Annotated in this window: 14 protein-coding genes; 10 read left to right on the top strand and 4 right to left on the bottom strand. The window is 39.6% G+C overall.

Translation table 11 applies throughout. From position 1 onward, the window contains the following. The first annotated feature begins 256 nt into the window (after nucleotides 1-256). The 3 genes from P3X63_RS19890 to tagH all read left to right on the top strand — a co-directional run bounded on the left by P3X63_RS19890 (nucleotide 257) and on the right by tagH (nucleotide 5,557). A complete protein-coding gene (locus P3X63_RS19890) occupies nucleotides 257-2,869 on the top strand; it encodes a glycosyltransferase (protein ID WP_277691742.1) in 2,613 nt (870 codons plus the stop codon). A gap of 248 nt (nucleotides 2,870-3,117) precedes the next feature. Then, nucleotides 3,118-3,945: a teichoic acids export ABC transporter permease subunit TagG gene (gene tagG, locus P3X63_RS19885; protein WP_059232034.1), complete on the top strand. Its 828-nt coding sequence runs from the start codon at nucleotides 3,118-3,120 to the stop codon at nucleotides 3,943-3,945. 19 nt (nucleotides 3,946-3,964) lie between these two features. Then, on the top strand, nucleotides 3,965-5,557 hold the full coding sequence (gene tagH / locus P3X63_RS19880) for a teichoic acids export ABC transporter ATP-binding subunit TagH (protein WP_277691741.1): 1,593 nt from the start codon (nucleotides 3,965-3,967) through the stop codon (nucleotides 5,555-5,557). Nucleotides 5,558-5,803: 246 nt separating this feature from the next. On the opposite strand, the gene P3X63_RS19875 is transcribed toward tagH, so the two are convergent. From P3X63_RS19875 to tagD, 3 genes are all read right to left on the bottom strand, one after another. Further along, nucleotides 5,804-7,909, bottom strand: coding sequence for a CDP-glycerol glycerophosphotransferase family protein (locus tag P3X63_RS19875; RefSeq protein ID WP_277691740.1), 2,106 nt, complete (start codon nucleotides 7,907-7,909; stop codon nucleotides 5,804-5,806). A gap of 76 nt (nucleotides 7,910-7,985) precedes the next feature. Continuing rightward, complete coding sequence (locus P3X63_RS19870; protein ID WP_277691739.1) at nucleotides 7,986-9,995, bottom strand: alpha-glucosyltransferase N-terminal domain-containing protein; 2,010 nt, start codon at nucleotides 9,993-9,995, stop codon at nucleotides 7,986-7,988. Between the two features lie 145 nt (nucleotides 9,996-10,140). Continuing rightward, entirely contained in the window at nucleotides 10,141-10,530 is a 390-nt protein-coding gene (tagD, locus tag P3X63_RS19865) for a glycerol-3-phosphate cytidylyltransferase (RefSeq protein WP_277691738.1), read from the bottom strand. 391 nt (nucleotides 10,531-10,921) lie between these two features. On the opposite strand from tagD, the gene P3X63_RS19860 reads away from it, so the two are divergent. The 6 genes from P3X63_RS19860 to P3X63_RS19835 all read left to right on the top strand — a co-directional run bounded on the left by P3X63_RS19860 (nucleotide 10,922) and on the right by P3X63_RS19835 (nucleotide 17,920). Then, a complete protein-coding gene (locus P3X63_RS19860; protein WP_277692950.1) occupies nucleotides 10,922-11,701 on the top strand; it encodes a WecB/TagA/CpsF family glycosyltransferase in 780 nt (259 codons plus the stop codon). Nucleotides 11,702-11,721: 20 nt separating this feature from the next. Next, on the top strand, nucleotides 11,722-12,906 hold the full coding sequence (locus tag P3X63_RS19855) for a CDP-glycerol glycerophosphotransferase family protein (RefSeq protein WP_277691737.1): 1,185 nt from the start codon (nucleotides 11,722-11,724) through the stop codon (nucleotides 12,904-12,906). A gap of 219 nt (nucleotides 12,907-13,125) precedes the next feature. After that, on the top strand, nucleotides 13,126-13,839 hold the full coding sequence (locus tag P3X63_RS19850) for an IspD/TarI family cytidylyltransferase (RefSeq protein WP_277691736.1): 714 nt from the start codon (nucleotides 13,126-13,128) through the stop codon (nucleotides 13,837-13,839). Then, nucleotides 13,836-14,861: a ribitol-5-phosphate dehydrogenase gene (locus P3X63_RS19845; RefSeq protein WP_277691735.1), complete on the top strand. Its 1,026-nt coding sequence runs from the start codon at nucleotides 13,836-13,838 to the stop codon at nucleotides 14,859-14,861. The genes P3X63_RS19850 and P3X63_RS19845 overlap by 4 nt, the downstream gene beginning before the upstream one ends. Nucleotides 14,862-14,864: 3 nt before the next feature. After that, a complete protein-coding gene (locus tag P3X63_RS19840) occupies nucleotides 14,865-16,031 on the top strand; it encodes a CDP-glycerol glycerophosphotransferase family protein (protein ID WP_277691734.1) in 1,167 nt (388 codons plus the stop codon). Between the two features lie 20 nt (nucleotides 16,032-16,051). Continuing rightward, on the top strand, nucleotides 16,052-17,920 hold the full coding sequence (locus P3X63_RS19835; protein WP_277691733.1) for a CDP-glycerol glycerophosphotransferase family protein: 1,869 nt from the start codon (nucleotides 16,052-16,054) through the stop codon (nucleotides 17,918-17,920). 123 nt (nucleotides 17,921-18,043) lie between these two features. On the opposite strand, the gene galU is transcribed toward P3X63_RS19835, so the two are convergent. Beyond that, nucleotides 18,044-18,922 (bottom strand): UTP--glucose-1-phosphate uridylyltransferase GalU, encoded by an 879-nt coding sequence (galU, locus tag P3X63_RS19830; RefSeq protein ID WP_059232038.1) that lies wholly within the window; start codon nucleotides 18,920-18,922, stop codon nucleotides 18,044-18,046. A gap of 314 nt (nucleotides 18,923-19,236) precedes the next feature. On the opposite strand from galU, the gene P3X63_RS19825 reads away from it, so the two are divergent. Next, nucleotides 19,237-21,249, top strand: coding sequence for a glycosyltransferase (locus P3X63_RS19825; protein ID WP_277691732.1), 2,013 nt, complete (start codon nucleotides 19,237-19,239; stop codon nucleotides 21,247-21,249). Nucleotides 21,250-21,373 lie beyond the last annotated feature (124 nt).

Here is a 21,373-nt window from a genome sequence, read left to right as displayed (position 1 = left end):
CTAGGTAAACACACATTGGTTAATTTGATCTGGGAAAATTGCACCCTTTTTGGATGGGTGGGGTGAATTTCCTATACTTTATACTTGATTTGGCGTTATTCTTTTTGAAGAATAGCAACAGGCATAATTATATCAGGGTGTAAAGAAGTTTGAATGAAAATATCCAAAAGGAGAGTTTATATTAATACGGTTAATACCAAGTAAACTTAGATATTAAGTTAGGATTATAGCAAAAAATTAAGGAGAGAGTTTTATAATGGAATTTTACTATGATATGTCGGTGATTGTTCCAGTTTACAATGCTGATAAGTACCTTAGGAAAACAATTGAATCAATTTTGCAGCAAACATACCCACTTGATAAAATCGAAGTCATCCTAATCGACGATGGTTCATCAGATGACAGTTTAGAAATTTGCTATGAATTCGAAAGGCAGTTTGAAAATATTAAAGTTATCCAACAACAAAACAGCGGGGTGTCCGCTGCGAGAAATAATGGAATGAAGGCTGCTAAGGGACAATATATTATGTTTCTTGATTCCGATGATTTGATTGGAAGAAACACAATTGAAGAGCTTATTTTATTTTTTAGAAATGAAGATAAAAATACGGATATTGTAGCATATCCGTTATACTCTCTTATAGGTGAAAAGGTCAAGGAACATGCAAGAACGAAAAATTATAGAAAAACAGGCGTATATGATGTTTCAATTCATAATAATATCAATCAAACAACAATTAATGTATGCGTAAAGAATCTGCCGGAATCCGAAAAAATTTATTTTGATACGTCTCTTCATTATGCTGAAGATGCTACATTTAATACAAGTTATATTATGCGAACTGGAAAAATTGGGATTTGCTCTAAAGGGCGGTATATTTATAGGACGCATAAAGAATCTGCTGTTTGGAAATATCGAAGTCCGGTACAATCATACTCTACTTTATTAAGTTACTTTGAGAAAGTAATTTGGAATAATCGATTTGGTGATAAAGCTCATCCTTATGTACAAAGTAGTGTTTTATATGAATTAAACTGGCGTTATAAATCTAGATCTCTCTTTCCTTTTCATTTAGACGAAAAAAAGTACCGCGAATGGTATGAGCGTTTTTTAAATATTATAGATGAGATTGAAGATAAGGTGATCTTAAGTCAGCCGCATATGGATTTATACCATAAAGCAGCCTTTTTAAAAATGAAAAGATCTCCGATCAAAATTAATCAAGATTCATTAGGTGTTTACGTCTCAAGAGAAGACAGACTGCTCTTCAAAGAAAACAAGTTTGAGATTGTACTGACACAATTTAATATAAAAAATAGCGTATTACAAATTAACGGCTTCATTAAAAGTGTTTTATGTGAGTTTATTGATCTTAACTTATATATTATTGTCGACGGCGTGCCTCATAAATTAGACTTAGTGGAATCCAATCATGGTTATTATAAAGTTAGATTGAAGACAAACGAATTTAAAGCATTCAGCTGGAAGAAAGACATTGAAAATATTTCTAAGTTAGATATTAAATTTGAGTTGAATTACAATCATTATCAATATCCTGTTTCATTCTTTTTTATGAATGATGTTTTATTTAATCGATTTATCAATAGTCCAAAAGTGATTAAAGACAATGTAATGGTTACTAAAATCCCTCAAAAAGCACAGTTCATCTTGAAAAAAATATCCGGTTTGGAAAAAAGAGGATTTTTGAAGAATTATAATAAAGTTGTTTTTAAGAAGGATAAAAAAATCTTTTTGGCTAGACATTTGATCAAAAAAAATAAGACTCCTTTATGGCTTTACAATGACCGGGCCAATATTATTGATAATGGGTATTACCAGTTTAAACATGATTTTGGAAAAGATGATTCTGTCAAAAGATATTATATTTACGATGGAGACGTTCTCAATCTTGACTCATTATTCACTCCGGAAGAAAAAAAGTATGTCGTTAAATTTGGTTCAAGAATGCACAAATACTTATTTTTGAATTCAACTAAAATTTTAACTTCTTTTAGAGCAATTAACGAATATAGTCCCTTTGCTGAAAAACGGTTGGAATACTTTAAAGATTTATTATCTTATGAGTTAGTGTATCTTCAGCACGGCATTCTTCATGCGCATACTCCGTGGATATATTCTAAGGAAAAAAACCGAATAGATAAATTTGTAGTATCAAGCGAGTTTGAACGGAAAAACTTAATCAATAATTACAACTATGAACCGGAGAATATCATAGAAACAGGAATGCCGAGATTTGATACGATAAGCAAAAAAGAGCCTTCAGATAATCGTGTTATCTTTGCTCCTTCATGGCGTATAACTCTTGTCGAAGAAAAGAAAAATAGTTGGGTGATTAATAAAAATTTGTTCATTAAATCAGATTATTATAGAAAGATAAATGAATTATTAACCTCTGAAAAGTTTTTGGATATGCTGGAACAAAAAGATATTATTTTCGAATTAAAAATGCACCCAATATTTAAAGATGTTGTGAACCTTTTTGATGTAAAAAGTGAGCGAATTATTATTAAAGAGGACAATGTTCAACTCGAAGATTATAAATTGTTTATTACTGATTTTTCATCTTATGTATTTGATTTTGTGTACTTAAACCGTCCTGTTGTTTTCTTTGTTCCTGATTATGATGAGTTTCGAAGCGGAAATCATATTTATAACAAATTAGATTTAGACATTGAAGATAGCTTTGGAAGATTGGTTTACGAAATTGATGACTTTATAAGCGAAGTTAAGAGTATAGCTGAAAGAAATTATGAGCCAGCTGATCATTACAAGCTAAAGATGGATGAATTTTTCAGTGGTAAAGGTGAACACCGTGAAAAATTATATAATGCCTTAATGAGCATATAGAACTTTTAAGTCCTTTTTGTAAAAAGTATTTGCTGCTTGCCTACAGAGTTTTTTTGACTCGTTTTCGTAGGCAAGCTTTTTTGGTAGGCTCCTTATGTGGTTCTATTTGAAAAAACCTGATACATGGGGGGTAACCCGGTGTTTCTGCGGATTAGTGAAAAAATATTTAACATCTGTTACAATAAAGAGCGGTGCTTTTAAATTTCAGTTCTTTAAGGCCCAAAACTTTAACCCTAAGGAAGATTAGAATGAATGCATTAGTGAGAATAGTAAAAGAGCAAGTAACATCGTTTCCTTTAATATTACGTTTGGCTGCTTATGAAACGAAGTCTAAATACCAGATGAATTATCTAGGCGTTTTGTGGCAGTTTCTGAATCCGCTCATTCAAATGCTGGCTTACTGGTTTGTGTTTGGGATGGGAATTAGAAAAAGCGGGGACGTTGCCACGGGTGTTGGTGAAGTTCCTTTCATCATCTGGATGCTGGCTGGTTTGATTCCGTGGTTTTTTATCAGTCCGACCATTCTTGACGGTTCGAATAGTGTATTTAAGCGAATCAATATGGTTGCCAAAATGAATTTTCCGATCAGCGCCCTTCCTTCGGTTGCGATTGCGGCCAACATGTTCAGCTATTTTGTCATGATGGCAATCTATGTCCTGGCGTTATTGGCTTTTGGGATTTATCCATCCGTTCATTGGATAGAATATATATACTATTTATTTTGTATGATTGTATTTATGTTTTCGTTTAGCTTGTTTAATTCGACAATCAGCGTTCTGGTCAGAGACTATCAGTTTCTGCTTCAATCTGTGACGAGGTTGCTGTTTTTCCTGCTCCCTATTTTTTGGGATATCAGCCATCAGCTTGGACAGGATCATCCCCGTCTGCTCGCACTCATAAAACTGAACCCGCTTTTTTATATTATCGATGGGTTTAGAAACAGTTTTCTTAGCGGATCCTGGTTTTTCCAAGACATGAAATACACCTTGTATTTCTGGCTGTTCACATTGCTGCTGTTGACGGTAGGCTCGCTGTTGCATATGAAATTTAGAGACAAGTTTGTTGACTTTCTTTAATACGTAAGGAGATTGAACGATGAAACTAAAGGTTTCGTTTCGAAATGTTTCAAAACAGTATCATTTGTATGAAAAGCAATCTGATAAAATTAAAGGATTGTTTTTCCCGAATAAGGATAAAGGTTTTTTTGCTGTGCGGAATGTCTCCTTTGACGTGTATGAAGGAGAGACGATCGGCTTTGTGGGGATCAATGGTTCAGGAAAGTCGACTATGTCAAACTTGCTGGCAAAAATTATTCCGCCGACCGCCGGTGAAATTGAAATGAATGGACAGCCTTCGCTTATTGCGATCGCTGCCGGTTTAAATAATGCGCTCACAGGCAGAGATAATATACGGCTCAAGTGTTTGATGATGGGGCTGACGAATAAAGAAATCGACGAGATGTATGACAGCATCGTTGAATTTGCTGAGATCGGTGATTTTATCAACCAGCCTGTCAAGAACTATTCAAGCGGTATGAAATCGCGGCTCGGCTTTGCGATATCCGTTCATATCGACCCTGATATTTTAATCATTGATGAGGCGTTGTCGGTGGGGGATCAGACCTTCTATCAAAAATGCGTCGACCGGATCACCGAGTTTAAAAAGCAGGGAAAAACGATTTTCTTTGTCAGCCATTCGATCGGCCAGATTGAAAAAATGTGTGACCGTGTTGCATGGATGCATTATGGCGAACTGCGCATGTTTGATGAGACAAAAAAAGTAGTAAAAGAATACAAAGCGTTTATTGATTGGTTTAATAAACTTTCGAAAAAAGAAAAAGAAGAATATAAAAAAGAACAAGTGGCGATAAGAAAGAAATCATTTCCTGAAGATGAGGTGTTTGCCCGTTTCCGGAAAGAGAAAAAAAAGCCGAAATCCCTGGCGAACATTATTCAAATTTCGATTTTATCGGTTCTGCTTGTATTGACGGCTGCGTCGATGTTTGTCAAAACACCGCTTAGAACGCTTGCCTCGTTTGGAGCCATTTCCTCTACTGACACCAAACAGGAGCAGGGAAAGAATAACCACGATGCCAAGGCGCAGTCATTTCAAAGGATTGACAAACCCGGATTTATTACGAAAGACCAAACTGTTTTATACAGTGATCAAAACATGAAAGATAAAAAATCAGCCGCGCTTCCTTTCGGTACAAAGGTTACAGTTGATTCAAAAAGCGATACCGCTGCTAAAATAGAGCTTGATGGACGTTCTTATTTTATCGATCAGCGCTCTGTTTCGACAAAATTGAAAACGAGGGATGTAAAGACCGCTGCGTTCATGCCGTTTGTTTATGAAAAATCGGCTGCTTCGTATGAATATCTTCTCTCATTTCTCGGCGATGATGGCGATCAACTGAAGCTGAAGATGAACGGTGTTCAAAAAGAGACAACGGCAGACGGAAGAGAGAGATTGGATTTAAGCTATGAACACGTCAGCTATGTCATTGAAAACGGCAAAGCATCGCAAATAATCTTTCATGACGTATCTGCCATTACGCCTTCTTCGATTTCTTTAACTAATGAAGAAGTGCAGAGGGATGGCAGCAGCCGTTTTATTGTGCAAACAAATGAAAGAACGTTTGTTGTCGATAATGAAAAGCAGACGCTGAGCATTATGTTGCAGAACTAAAAAATAGTCAGAAGAAAGGCTGCCGGGTAAATCGGCAGCTTTTTTCCTGGGAAGAGGGATCTTGTATACGGGTATTAAGTGAGTGCGATAGTTAAGAAATGATTAAAAAGCTCAGCCGTTGACGGCGCACTTGTCGTCAACGGCTGAGCTTTAATATACTAAAGGATATTACAACTTCTAAGGATGTTCTGAGTAATTCACCAGCCTTTAAATCAATACAGACCGTTCCTTTCCCTGTTTTTCATATCATCTGAAAACAGATTCCACAACTTTTTCAGACGATTTTCCCGTCTCCAGATAGCAGAACTTCTCATAGAAAGGATCGAAAATATCCGGCAGCCTGTAATCCGGCGCTTCTGTTTCCCTGATTTTCTCGATCACTTCATCGGTCGTTTTCACCAAAGGACCGGGCGCTTCCTTTTCAAAATCAAAGTAGAAGCCGCGCAGCTTGTCGCGGTATGTTTCAATATCGGGAACGAAGAAAATCATCGGCCGCTTCAGATTTGCGAAATCAAAGAAAACGGAAGAATAGTCTGTAATGAGTAAATCGGACACCATATAGAGCTCGCGGATGTCTTCATATGACGAAAAATCGTACGCAAACCCTTTGTAAGGCTCAAGGTCAAAGTTTTCCGCCACCAAATAGTGCATTCTTAAGACGATCACATAGTCGTCGCCGATTTCCTCTCTCAGCCTGTCAAGATCCAGGTCAAGGTCAAACTTGTATTTCCCTTTTTTATAAAACTGATCATCCCGCCATGTCGGTGCATAAATGATCACCTTTTTATCGGACGGCAGCTGCATTTTCTCTTTTAATGCCCTGACCGTTTCCGGATTGTTGTCCGTATGGAGAAAGTCGTTTCTCGGATATCCGGATTCGATCATCGTTTTGTTAAATTGGAATGCACGGGCAAAGATCTCGGTTGAATATGCGTTCGGCGAAATCAGGTAATCCCATTTTGATGCTTCCGCCGTAAAATTCTTTTTGTATTTTTCCGTGTTTGTGCCCGGCATATGCACCTCTTCCATGTCGACGGCAAGCCGCTTCAAAGGCGTACCGTGCCATGTTTGAAGATATGTCGTGTGCCCGGGCTTTGGAATCCATAAAGGCAGGCGGCTGTTGACGACCCAGTACTCGGCTCTGGCCATGGCAAAGAGCCATTTGAAAGTAAACCTTTTAATATAAGGGATGCCTTTTTCTTCAAAGATATCCGTATAATCCGGGTTTACGCTCCAATACAATTTATATTCTGGATTGTTTTTCTTCATATATTCATATATTGCCCGCGGATTACAGCTGTACTGCTTTCCGGCGAAGCTTTCAAAGATGACGGTCTTCTTTTTGACAGGCAGTTTTCCCGCCAATCCAAAAGCGAGATAATAGAGTCTTTTCAATTGGCCTGAGACCTTTTTCTTCACTTTATTTTTTCCCTTGCGAAGGGACGAAGACAATCGTTTTCTTTTGCCCGCAATAAAATAAACGACCCTTGTTTTTAATGTGTAATCATTCATGCGCAGGCGCATGTTTCTCTTTTTCTTTTGCGGGTAAATATGAAAACGGGCCGGTCCTTTTGCTGTGTTTAGAATGGAGAACTGGTTTGTTTTCTTTTTCAGCTTGATCGGTTTGCTTCGCGTGATTACATTCTCGCCTGTTTCGGAATCTTCACCGGTAAATTCGATATAAAACTGGAATAATGCAGGCATGGCGTTTTCTTCATAAAATTTCTTAAGGTCGATTTTGGCCAAAAAGCCGACATTTTCATCATCTGTTCCTTCACATTGAATATTTTGCAAAGGATATTTGAAGATTCTTTCCTCAGCTTCTTTTCCTTCTTTCAAGACAAGCTGTCTATCATGAACAGAAGTGGCTTCTTCCCAGTTAAGTAAAAACGCGTATCCTTTCAGGAGCAATTCTCCATCTCCATTTAGTTGGATATCATTCACTTCAGCTACAGCTTTTTGGTGCAGAACTTTTAAAGAGAAGTTCCCTTTTTTTGTTGTATAGGGCAGGAAGAATACACGTTTTTGATCATCCCTTTTCCAAGAAAGCTCAATCGGCTGATGTTCAGTCTTTATTCGTTTCTTGAAAAGATCGCCTTCTGGATTTTGGCATGCCGCATAGAAATCAACAGATCCTTCATCCCATACATGTTTTGAGAGGTCATCCAAATGGATTGCAGCTTGATATAGTGATTGATCAGTTCTTTCGCATGGTACAGACAGCTCTTTTTTTGTTTTACGGTTAACTGCAAAAAGATTGATCTCCTGCTCCGGAAAATGTTCAAAGCGGAAACCGAGGCGAAGCTGCCAATCCTCAATTTTCAAATTCATTAAAAGACATGTTGGAACCATAAGTCTACTCCTCTTATTTATCTTCTAATTATGATGACAAGTTCAAGATCACTTTACAATGAAAAAGAAATGTCGATCATGTATTTAACGTCCATGAATAGTTCCCTTTTACAGTTGTGTAAGGAACAATGTCATACTCTTCTGCTGAAAAAGGAGATGCCATTTCAGCCTGATCAACGGCGAGCCGTTTTCGTATTTTAATCCGGTCTGCGCTGGAGATTTCCAAATAAAAATCCAGCGTTTTCGTTTGATTTGCTCTTATTTTTTCTAGGTTGATGCTTTTATAATCAATGACAAACCGTTTTATATTTGGCGCTGATGCTGTTTTTTCCGGCGTTTCACAAATGATTTGCGCTTTATATTTTCTGTCCAGCCCTACTAGGTTCAATTTCAAATGTTCCTCGAACGGCATTGGCGCGTGGATTTCCAACACCAGCTCTTCGCAGTCTTTTTGAAGTTCTCTTAACGTAAATGGGAGCTTGCTGTTGAATACCTTCGACAGCTTCTGTCTTTCATCTCTGATGTGAAGCATTTGTTGAAGGGCGAGAGACCAGTTCATAATGTAATTTTGTACTGAGTACTTCTCTGCGGTGTCAAATGCCCGTATGGCGAATTGTTCGCGGAGTTTATCATTTTTCATCAGTAAAACTATTTTTTCGGCAAGTTTTTTGATATCGTTCCGCTCGACTACAAAGCCATTTTCATGATCTTTGACAAGGCTTTCAACGCCGTAGTCATAGTCATAGGTCACAACGGGACAGCCGTTGCTGAGAGCCTCCAAGTTTGAAAGACCGAAACCTTCAAAAGAAGAAGTTGAGATCGTCAGCCATGCTTTTTGAAATTCATCAGACGGATTGTGAGTATAGCCTTTCAGGGCCACATGATTTTGCAAATTACACTTTTCGATTTCAGCTTTGATGTTCTTTTCATCTTTGCCTGATCCGTAAATCTCCAATTTCGCTTCAGGAATTTGCTCGACAACCAGTTGAAAGGTTCTGACTGCATCCTTCAAATTTTTCATCGCTGACAGCCTAGAAATAATCACCGCTTTATATTTCTGACTCGGTATGTTTAAAACATCCCGATTAAGCGGTTTGTCCAAAGTATGCGGAGTATAAAAGAAAGTTTCTTGCTCTCCGGCTATCAGGCTGACATCCTCCATCTGTTTTTCTGTGATAAAAAAAAGCGCATCTACATTGGGCAATTCACTGAACAATTCCTTGTAACGAGCCTTGATTTGATATTTATTGTCTCCGTAATGTTTGCTATGAATGATTGCCGCGTAGTAAGAAGTTGGCGCTTTTTTCACTTTGAAAACATGTTTGTCCTGTGGTCGGCTGTCAACAAGGAACAGTTTCGGCTGATCTGATCCAAATTGAAGAACTTCAATCCAATGGCGCCTTAAATCGGATTCATTGGAAAATTGCAATGTTTTTTCTTCTGAATACCAGTTGATTTGAGCAAGCTCAACAGTATCATTTTCTGAATTCATTTTATAGTGTTTCTCAAGGTAAACCCTATTTTCCTCATTAATAAATTCTTCACGGTCCTTTTGATTTGTCTGCACATCAAAATAGGTAACAAGCATTAATGTTCCGCATGTCGTATATTCTTCTCTTTTATAGCGTTTTCTTTCATGGTTGAAGTAATCTGCGAAACGGATCGAATACCCGTCATCATAGAAGGTGATATCAAGGTCGATTTTGGGGCCGAAGAATTCACCGAATTTCTTAACTAATTGGCTTCTGCCGGCTTTCTTCTTCATTTTGGCTAAGCTCATGCGTTCAGCATATAAACGTCCTGATGTTTTCTTACCCAGAAAATCCTCATACATGTTCAAAATGCGCGTGAGTGCTGGATCAACCTTCTGTTGATCGTAAAGCTTTTTCTTTTTGACTCTAAACGCTATGTCGAAGCGAAATGTCAAAAAAGCCGTAGGGATACCACATTCTCCAAATAGCTTAGAACGCAGCAATAATGACTTGGTCAGCCCTCCGTAGTCATCCGGAATGCTACCTGAAATAAAATAATATGTTAAATCGGGAAAATCTAACTCTTCATTTTGATTAGCTGGATAATCGGACAATTTATTTCTCCCTTTCGCGGTCAGGGCGGGTTCGCCCCTGATATCACAAACTTTAACAAAAATTGAAATTATGCATCAAAAAATACTTCTTATCAGATGTAAGAAGCATTTTTGAAAATGAGTATAGCCTGTAGAATATCAGCAATCACAGTCCGGCTATTTCCTCTTTGATCTTCGTTGTTGAAATGCCTTCAGTTCTCGGAAGGTAAACAACCTCGCAATGTTCTTTCAAGAAGTCGAATTTCCCTTCCCAATCGTCTCCCATGACAAATACATCAATATCATGGTCGATCACATCTTGTACTTTTTGATCCCAGCTTTTTTCCGGAATGACTTCATCCACATATCGGATCGTTTCAAGAATGAGCTTGCGGTGTTCATAACTATGGTAAGCTTTTTTTTGTTTTTGCAGGTTGAATTCGTCCGTAGAAATCGCCACTACAAGATAATTGCCCAGCTGCTTTGCGCGTTCGAGCAATTTGATATGTCCCCAATGCAATAAATCAAACGTTCCATATGTGATGACCTTTTTCATTGTGGATATAACTCCTTTCTAACCGAGCTGTTAGTCTCTATCATAACGAACAAAAATCGCACCTAGTTTACAAAAATTCAACATTGTCTTTACATTTCACTACTGATCATAGATTATAACACATTCCCCTTCCATACGTTAAGTTATATAACAGTAAAGTCTTTTCCAAATTTTATATGATGATAGAGATATTTGTGTTTTTTATAATGAAGAGCTGGGACTAAAGTAAATTTCCTTAATCCGTTGTAAAGATATTGTTAAGCTTTTATGAATAATCTATGCTAAAATATACGTTAGACCTCCCGATTTTTTGGGTTGGGCTCTTAAATTTGAACATTAAAACATTCGCATATACTTAAACTTTTTTAATCGGAAGGAGGAACATGCGATGCTGCAAACAGAAAGAGTTCACAATCTTGCTTATGTCAACGGCGATTTGTCCGGTTTTCTGAACCACCTTGAAGAATCCTTTGTCAACCGCAATGAGGGGGCGTTTATCGCAACGGTAAATCCTGAGATCGGCTATGCGGCTGCCAAGGATGAAGAGTATTTTAAAACCGTTTCTTCAGCAGACTTTATTCTTCCGGACGGCATCGGCATCGTCCTGACATCCAAGCTGATCAACAGCCGATTAAAATCGCGGATCGCTGGGTACGATGTATTTGTAAATCTTCTTGGCATGGCTGATCGCAAAAAGAAAAGGATCTTTTTATATGGCGCTAAGCCTGAAGTGATCGAAGCGGTCGTTGAGCGTATTTCAAATGAATACCCCGGGATTGAGCTTGCCGGATATTCAGACGGCTACGTGAAAGACAGGAAGGCGGTTGCCAAGCAGATCGCTGACGCTCAGCCTGATATGGTGTTTGTCGCGTTAGGATACCCGCATCAGGAGAATTTTATTTTTGAGCATAAACATCTATTTCCGCAGGCCATTGCGATCGGAATCGGCGGGAGCTTTGACGTATTCAGCGGAAATGTGAAAAGAGCTCCGGAAATGTTTATCAAGCTGAATCTTGAGTGGATGTACCGTCTGCTGACAAACCCGTCCAGATGGCGACGGATGCTGAACATTCCAAAGTATGTGTTTTCTGTCTTAAAAGAGGAGAAACTTCAAAAACAGCAGCACTACTATCCGGAGCAGATGAAAGAACAGTCAAAAATTGATGTGTAGAAAAGAGATTGAATAACGGTATGAATATACGTTCGTTACTGATCATGTTTTATTCGGCCTGGCTTTTTATAATCGGCTTTATTTTCAGTCGGGTCAAACCGCAAAACAGAGCCGTTCTTCTCGTTTCCTTTCCAGACAATGCGAGAGCGATTCTGAATGAATACAAAAGCGGACGCCATCCGTATGAAATGGAAGTGCTTTTTACGCGGCATACGGTGCCCCTTGCGGCAGAGTTTTCATCGATCCAGTCAACAGTGGTTGATGAAAAGAACCCATTTCATTTGATAAAGGCTGTTTACAGCATGTTCAGAAGCAAAGTTGTCATTACTGACAATTATTTTTTACTGACGAGCGTGCTGAACAGGCGGCCGCAGACGAAGTGCATCCAGATTTGGCATGCGAACGGCGCTCTGAAAAAATTCGGGCTTGAGGACATCGGAAACCAACACAGAACCGTCCGCGATATCAAACGGTTTAAACAAGTTTACGCTTCATTTGATTATATTGCTGTCGGCTCAGAGAAGATGGCTGATATTTTCAAACGGTCATTCGGGGCAAAAGACGATCAGTTTTTGCGGACAGGCGTTCCATTGACTGATCAGTATTTTGAAACCGTCGGTAACCATGCGCGTTCTTCAAGCCAAAAGGTTATTCTTTATGTCCCCACTTACAGAGACTATGACATGGCCAATATCCGTCTCCCTTTTTCAAAAGAACAGCTTTCCGAAGACTTAAAGGGAGAATATTTGCTGTTGGTCAAATTGCATCCTGCAGTGCGTGGCAATATCAGGCTTGACGATCATGAAGGCCTGATAAAAGACGTTTCAGAGCTTCCCTTAAAAGACCTGTTATATGAAAGCGACATATTGATTTCAGATTATTCCTCGGTTCCTTTCGAATACGCCCTGCTTCATAAACCGATGCTGTTTTATACGTATGACATGGCGGAATATGATCAAAAGCGGGGGCTGATCGATGACTTTGAGGCCACCATTCCAGGGAAGGTCTGTGTTAACCGGGACATGCTGCTGGAAGAGCTGAAAAACATTCATCAAAACGGCGAAAAGATTGAACGTTTTTCACAGGAATGGAATCGATATTCACAAGGAGATGCGAGCCGGAGGCTGCTGGAATTTGTCGGTTCTCGAATGAATACTGATAGCCCGAATGACTTCAAAAAATATATTAATGCTGATACAGTGTAACACCCGCCTTCAGTGGACAAATATCGCAATGATCCGAACACTGATCTGACAGGTTCGGATCATTGACGTGTTCTGGCCTTTAGCTATATACGGATTTTGTCCGAAACCAAATAAAAAAGACGGCGTCTTATATATTGTAGGTAATTTAGTCGATTTTTATATATAATAATGGTTGGATTTTACCGAAATGAGAACATGGAAACCAGGAAGGAGTTCATTATGATCTATGCAGAAATTTTAGCGGGCGGCAAAGGCTCCCGCATGGGAAATGTGAACATGCCGAAACAGTTCCTTTCCTTAAACAAAAGACCGATTATCATCCATACTGTTGAAAAATTTCTATTAAACGACCGTTTTGATAAAATATTGATTGTGTCACCGAAAGAATGGATTAACCATACAAAAGATATTTTGAAGAAATTTATCGGTAAAGACAGTCGCCTGGTTGTTGTCGAAGGTGGAAGCGACCGCAACGAATCCATCATGAACGGAATTCGTTACATTGAGAAAGAATTCGGTATTCAGGATGACGATATTATCGTCACCCATGATTCAGTGCGGCCTTTTTTAACCCACCGGATTATCGAAGAAAACATTGATGCAGCTCTTAAGTATGATGCGGTTGACACAGTCATTTCGGCAATCGACACGATCATTGCTTCCGAGGATAAAGAATTCATCTCCGACATCCCTGTCAGGAATACGATGTATCAAGGTCAGACTCCTCAAAGTTTCCGCATCAAAAAGCTGGTGGATCTGTATGAACAGCTGTCAGATGAACAAAAAGCAGTCTTGACAGACGCCTGCAAAATTTGTTCACTCGCTGGAGAAAAAGTAAAGCTGGTGCGCGGGGAAGTTTTTAATATTAAAGTCACAACACCTTATGATTTAAAAGTTGCGAATGCTATCTTACAGGAGAGAATTTCCCAATGATTAACCAAACATATCGGCTAGTTTCACCCCGTCAGTTTGAAGTTACCTATAAAGATAAAGTCATCAATTCTGATAAAGTTGTCATCCGCCCGACACATTTGTCGATCTGTGCAGCTGACCAGCGCTATTATACGGGTTCCCGAGGAAAAGAAGTCATGGACAAAAAGCTGCCCATGGCATTGATTCATGAAGGTATCGGAAAGGTTATGCATGACCCGACCGGTACATTCAAAGTCGGCACCCGTGTCGTCATGGTTCCGAATGCTCCAACTGAACAGCATGAAATCATTGCTGAAAATTACTTGCGTACAAGCCGTTTTCGTTCAAGCGGCTATGACGGTTTCATGCAGGATTATATGTTTATGGATCCGGATCGGCTTGTAGAGCTGCCTGATAATTTAAATCCACGGGTAGCGGCTTTTACTGAACTTATTACAATCACGATGCATGCGCTCAGTCGTTTTGAACGAATCGCTCATCATAAACGTGATATTTTTGGCGTTTGGGGAGACGGTAATTTAGGATTTATCACATCGCTCATCCTGAAAAAGCGTTATCCAAACAGCAAAGTTTATATTTTTGGAAAGACGCCATATAAGCTTGACCACTTTTCTTTTGTCGATGCGGTATATCAAATTAACGACATACCGGATGATGTCAAATTGGACCACGCGTTTGAATGTGTCGGGGGCCGCGGCAGCGAAAGTGCGATTCAGCAAATGATCGACCATGTGGAGCCTGAAGCATCCCTTGCTCTTCTCGGTGTATCCGAATATCCGGTAGAGATTGAAACAAGAATGGTTCTGGAAAAAGGCATTACATTGATCGGAAGCAGCCGGAGCGGACGGGAAGATTTCGTCCGGACGGTTGACTTTTTAGCAGAATACCCTGAAGTCGCAGAATATTTGGAGACGCTTATCGGAGGATGCCACCCTGTTCGCAGCATCGAAGATATCACCAATGTGTTTGAAGCGGATTTAACATCCTCTTGGGGTAAAACTGTGATTGAATGGGAAATTTAAAAAGTGAAAAGAAGTTTAACATACGCAGTAAAAACTTTGTTTCAGTGGACCTACAGCATTTTGGTCGTGCTTTTTCCAGTAAATAAGCAAAAGATTGTGATTGCTTCCTACCGGGAAGATAAAATGAGCGATAATTTTAAGTGGGTCTATGACCAGCTAAGACAAGATCCTTCTTTGCAGTTTAAGCTGCTGTTCAAAAAGATGGATAACGGTTTGCCGGGCAAATTAAAGTACTTTTGTCATTTGTTAAAAGCACTATACCATATCGCAACCTGCCGCGTGTTGCTGCTTGACGACTATTACTTTCCGTTATACGTCATTAAAAAAAGAAAAGAAACGGTCGCCATTCAGCTTTGGCATGCCTGCGGGGCGTTTAAAAAATTCGGGTACAGTCTGAAGGATAAGCCTTCAGGACCTTCTTCCGAATACTTAAAAATCGTTCCGGTTCATTCCAACTATGATTATGCGATTGTCAGTTCGCCGGCTGCCGTTTCTCATTTTGCTGAGGCTTTTCAAATGTCTGAGGACAAGGTCTTGGCGCTGGGAGTCCCAAGGACCGACTACTTTTACAACAATGCCCGCCTTCATCAGCTGAAAGCGGAATTTGAAAAAGCCTATCCTTCTCTTAAAGGGAAGAAAAAGCTGTTGTATGCGCCGACATTTCGCGGAAGCGGCCATCACCAGGAAAACAAATCGCTTACTTTAGATTTGTCCGCGTTTAAACATGCTTTAAACGAAAAAGATTTTGTGGTGATGGTTCATCTTCATCCATATATGCGCCAACATGTGCAAATTGAAAATGACGATTTCGTCATCGATTTTGAGGATCAATACTCGCTTTACGATCTTATGGCTCTATCTGACGCATTAATTACGGATTATTCATCGGTTATTTTTGAATATAGTATTCTCCAGCGGCCGATTTATTTTTATTGTCCTGATTTAGAGGAATATTTAAAGGAGCGGGACTTTTATTATCCTTTTGAATCATTCGTTCCAGGGCCTATTTCAAAGAATGTGACATCGTTGGCTGAAGATATCATCCGCTTTGAACATCCTGACACAACAGAAATTAAAGATTTTTCAAAGACATTCATCGTTCACCAGGATGGCCAATCTTCAAGACGTGTGGCTGAATTTGTTCGAACCTTTATAGCCAAGGCCGAATGAGGAGAAAGAGAGGAACAAACGTGAAAAAGTTAGCAAGGAAAATAAAAAACAGAGTTTTTCGAAAGAGGCAACAACGACAACATGATGATTACGATTATGATCCTAAAGATTACAAGGTCTATTCCTTGTTTGATCGAACAAAAGTTGTTAAAGAAAACGAACAAGTGCCGGTTCGGAAAATTTCTAATTTTTCCTGGAATGGATCAATATTAAACCTTTCCGGATATATGTATATAAAGGGACTTTCTTTATTAAAGGAGGATCAGGTTCGCAAAAGACTTCTGTTGGTCAATAACGGTTACCTCTTTAAAGCGGTGTCGTTGCGAGACTGTCCCGTTAACAAAACAGCAGCCGCTGGTGATTTAAACAGTACCGCGCTGAATCAGTACAAGTGGGCCGGTTTTGAACAACAGATCAATTTTTCAAAGCTGGTCAAGGATAAGCCTTTGCCGGCAGGTGAATATAAGCTGTTTTTGGAAATCGAAGTTGTCGATGATCAAAACGTCAAGCATCAGGAAGTGCATACGGTCGGAAACGTCAGCAATTTTTTGAAAAATGATGTGTACTCTGCCAAAATGGAGTTTCATTCAGCGAAAAAACAAATGAAATTTAATTTGATTGTCACCTATGATGAGACTGAGAAGACGATCAACTTGTCGAGCAATAAACTTCAAGAAATTGATCCTGCCCTGCTCGAAATGGACACCGGCAAAGAGGCGAGCCGTCTAAAACGTAAGCTCAACACCAGCTTGTTTAAAGCTGCTTATGTATTTTGTAATATTTTTCCGATTAAATCTAATAAAATTGTTTTTGCCTCAGACAGCCGCGTCGACATGTCTGGAAACTTTGAATTTGTTTATGAAGAGCTGTTAAAACGGGAAGATGACTTTGATTTTAAATTTTTCTTAAAGGGCAGTATCCGTGATCGCAAGACCTTATCGGAACTGCTGTCGATGGCTTATCACTTTGCGACAAGCAAAATCATTTTTATTGATGATTTTTATCCTTTGATTTATCCGCTGAAAATCCGCAAAAATGCAGAGCTTGTTCAGCTTTGGCATGCTGTGGGAGCGTTTAAAACATTCGGATACAGCCGGATCGGCCTCCCTGGCGGACCGTCTCCGCATTCCAAGAACCATAAAAACTATACGAAAGTCATCGTAAGCTCTGAAAGCATCCGGAAGCATTACGCAGAAGGCTTCGGCGTCAGCATTGACAATGTCATCGCGACCGGGATACCAAGGACAGATTTCTTTTTTGACGAAACAAAAAAAGCGCTCGTTAAAGAGCGGCTCTACACGGAATTTCCTTTTTTGAAGGACAAAAAGGTGATCTTGTTTGCCCCTACTTTCCGCGGAAATGGCCAGCAATCTGCCCATTATCCGTTTGAAGTACTGAATTTTGAGCGTTTGTACCATGAATTAAAAGATGAATATATCTTTTTATTTAAGATTCATCCGTTTGTCAAAAATGATATCAACATTCCTTACCAGTATAGCGACTTTTTCTACGATTTCTCCTCATTTAGGGAGATCAATGAATTGCTTTTGGTGACGGATATACTTGTAACCGATTATTCATCCGTCTGCTTTGAATATGCTCTTTTGAATAAACCGATGATTTTCTTCAGCTATGATGTTGATGATTATATTCGCAAACGCGACTTTTACTATGACTATTTTTCATTTATTCCAGGGCCGCTCGCGAAAACGTCTGAGCAAATGATTTCAATCATTAAAAATGAGGACTACAACTTTGAAAAGATCGATTCTTTTGTCCGCTATTTCTTTGATGACTTGGACGGAAAAGCGAGCGAACGTGTTGTGGATCAAATCGTTTATTTGCCGGAAGAAGATCAGGAGGACAATTCCTCTATGATGAAGAGTTGAAAACTTAGGATTGACTCTCAGTAGTTATAATTAACAATAAAAGCCAGTGGGGTTTCTCTGAACCACTGGCTTTATTGATGTGCTATATATTAAAAGTCTGCATTGAACCTTAAAGTTTTTTTGTTAAACTTCCTCTTTCGCCAAAAGGTCTTGCATAAATGGAATAAGGGAATCTTTTAATTCACTGTCCTGCATGGCGAATTCGAGCGTCGTTTGAATAAATCCAAGTTTTTCACCGACATCATAGCGTTTGCCTTCAAAATCATAGGCGAAGACGCGCTGAATTTCGTTTAACTGCTGAATCGCGTCTGTCAGCTGAATTTCGCCGCCGGCTCCGACTTGTTGTTTATCAAGATACAAAAAGATTTCAGGAGTGAAGACATAGCGTCCTAAAATCGCAAGGTTTGAAGGTGCTGTGCCCGGTTTTGGCTTCTCAACAAAGTTTTTCACTTGATAAAGACGGCCTTCACTTGTCAGCGGATCGATGATTCCGTACCGATGTGTTTCGTCTTCAGGCACATGCTGAACGCCAATCACAGAAGAACGTGTTTTTTCATATTCATCCATCAGCTGGCGAAGACCTGGCTTTTCCGCCTGAACAATATCGTCTCCCAGCAGTACGGCGAACGGCTCGTCTCCGATGAAGTTGCGCGCACACCAGACGGCATGTCCGAGCCCTTTTGGCTCTTTCTGGCGAATATAATGGATGTCGGCAAGGTTGGATGCTTTTTTAACTTTTTCAAGCAGCTCTGTTTTTCCTTTTTCTTCAAGGTTTCGTTCGAGCTCCGGCGAGAAGTCGAAGTGGTCTTCGATCGCTCTTTTGCTTTTTCCTGTTACGATGATAATGTCTTCAATGCCTGCATCGACGGCTTCTTCAATAATATACTGAATCGTCGGCTTATCGACGATCGGCAGCATTTCTTTTGGCATTGCTTTTGTCGCAGGCAAGAAGCGCGTCCCAAGGCCTGCTGCAGGGATGATAGCTTTGCGTACTTTTTTCATGTTCAGTGCACCTTCCTTACTCATTTCTAGGATCAGATACGAGTTCTTTAATCTGAATTACAGGTATTGAAAGTCTCTATTGATATACCCATTTCTCATATTAATAACACTTTTTATCATATAAGAAAAACCAGTTTTAAACAAGTAATATAGGGAAGTGCTAAACCTTGAAATCCACAGGGAAGATTGTTAAGGTGATGGGTGGACGGATGATAAACTGCACAACATGTTTTAAACGTTAAAAGGGATAGTATAAATAAAGATATTCGATATAATAGATAGATGTTATGTAATTCATTCATTGGAGGAAAAAAATGAGCTCGAAAATAAAGGTTAAGCTCCCTAAGGCGCAATATATTTTTGCTACTTCTTCGGTCAGAGAAACGTTTGGTGGATTAACTGAAGCTATGCTGCAGCGCGGTCGGCTTTTTTCAGAATACGCCGGACAGCCAACAAAGATCGTCACATTTAATTATGATCCGACGTATCGAAGGATCATTCACAGCTTGTTGGACAGGCAAAAGATCAATGAAGATATCAAGATCATCAATATTTACGAGTATTTTAAAGGAGAGGAACAAAGCCTTCCTCCTGTGGAACACGCAATTAAGGAACCAGGGCTGAAATATCACAAAGATCCTGTGAAAAATGCATACCGATATTATGATAATGGATTGTATGTACATTATAAACGTTTTACGGATGACGGCAAATTGGTTGTCGCCGATTATTTTAACGAAAACCGCAAGAGAGTGAAGCGTGAGGAATACACTGAGGACGGCCATATCCACCGCGTTACATATATGGATTTGGACTACAACAAGCCGAGGCAGGAGCTGTTTTTGAGAAATGACGGTTCTTGTTATATGAGCAAATGGCTGACGATGACAAACGATAAGAAGTCTGTGAAGGTAGAACGTGTTCATTTGTTTGACAGAAACGGCGATTTGCTGGCGGTGTTTAACTCCAACATGGAGCTGCAGCATTATTTTCTTGATTGTGTGATCGGGAATGAGACAACCTTTCTGATCGGTGAAGAAAGGGGGACGGACCCGATGACAATGGCTTATCAAAATGAGCATATATACAAAGTGTATCTCACTCATAATATCCATGTCAGAAAGCCTTATCATTATCATTCAGTACTCAGGCTGGGAAACCGGCCGGTGATGGAAAATATGAGCCATCCAGACGCGGTTGTTTTTCTGACGGAAAAGCAAAAAGAAGACATTGTCAAAAGATTTGGCAACCGAACGAATTATTTTGTCATCCCGCATGCGCATAAAAAACCTGGATCGCTTTCCGATTTTTCTGACCGGGACTTGAAGCGTGTGATTATGCTTGCCAGATATCATCCGCAAAAAAATTTGAGCCACGCCATTAAGGCGTTTGCCCATACGGCCAAACAAGTTCCTGACGCAAGGCTTGAGATTTTCGGTTTCGGAGAACAGGAGACAGAGCTGCAAAACTTGATTCACGAGCTGAATCTGCAAGACCATGTGTTTTTAAAGGGCTTTACGAAGGACCCAAAGGCGGAATTCAAAACAGCGGCTTTTTCAGCTTTATCAAGCGATTATGAAGGCTTTGGACTCGTCGTGCTCGAAAGCCTTGCAAACGGCTGTCCTGTCGTTTCTTACGATTTAAAATACGGCCCGAGCGATATGATCAATGATGGTGAAAACGGATTTTTAGTAGATGATAAAAACATTAAGCAGCTCGGGGAAAAAATGGCAGAATTGCTAAAAAACCCGGAATTGATCAGAAAGATGAGTGAAAATGCTTACCAAAGTGTCGATAAATTCAGTGAGACTGCATTTATGGAGCGGTGGAGCAGCATGTTTTTCAAGATCATCGAAAATAGACCGCTGCGTAATACACTCTCAGATATGGAGCTTCATCTGTCCGAATACGATTGGAGCAGCAAAACAGAATTTACAATTGCAGGTTCGGCGTCATTTACCGGGGAGGTTCCCGAAGCTGCTTTGGACCATTACCACGCCTACTGGAAAATCTACAACCGCGATACGAAATCGTTGACTGTCATTGAGGCTGACCAAAAGAGAGAAGGAAAAAAACGCTTAGTATTCAAGGGTGTTTTTCAACTGGATTTATTGGCAGTCGAAACGGCGACATTGGATGTGTCATTTGCTGTAGAATGGGACAACAGTTATTTTGAAAAGCGGATCGGACATTCAAAAGACGAACTAAAGAAAATACCTGCACGAAAAATCCAAGGCTTTCAGGTAAAGCCTTATTTCACGGAAAACTACGGCAATTTAAGCTTCCGTATTAAACCATCTGAAGGTTTCAAGCTATTTAAAAAATAGATGCTTCCCGCTTCCGGCAGGATGTCTTTCAATCAAAAGCTCCAATCGAAAAACATCCTCTCTGTTTTGCCGGAGCTTTTGACATGTCCTTTGATCGTGCTTTTAGTGAAAAAAGAAAGAGAGG

Origin of the sequence: Bacillus sp. HSf4, from assembly GCF_029537375.1 — a bacterium.
Taxonomy (GTDB): Bacteria; Bacillota; Bacilli; order Bacillales; family Bacillaceae; genus Bacillus; species Bacillus sonorensis_A.
Note: the sequence above shows the minus strand (reverse complement) of the source record. Positions and strands in the feature narration are given on the sequence as shown.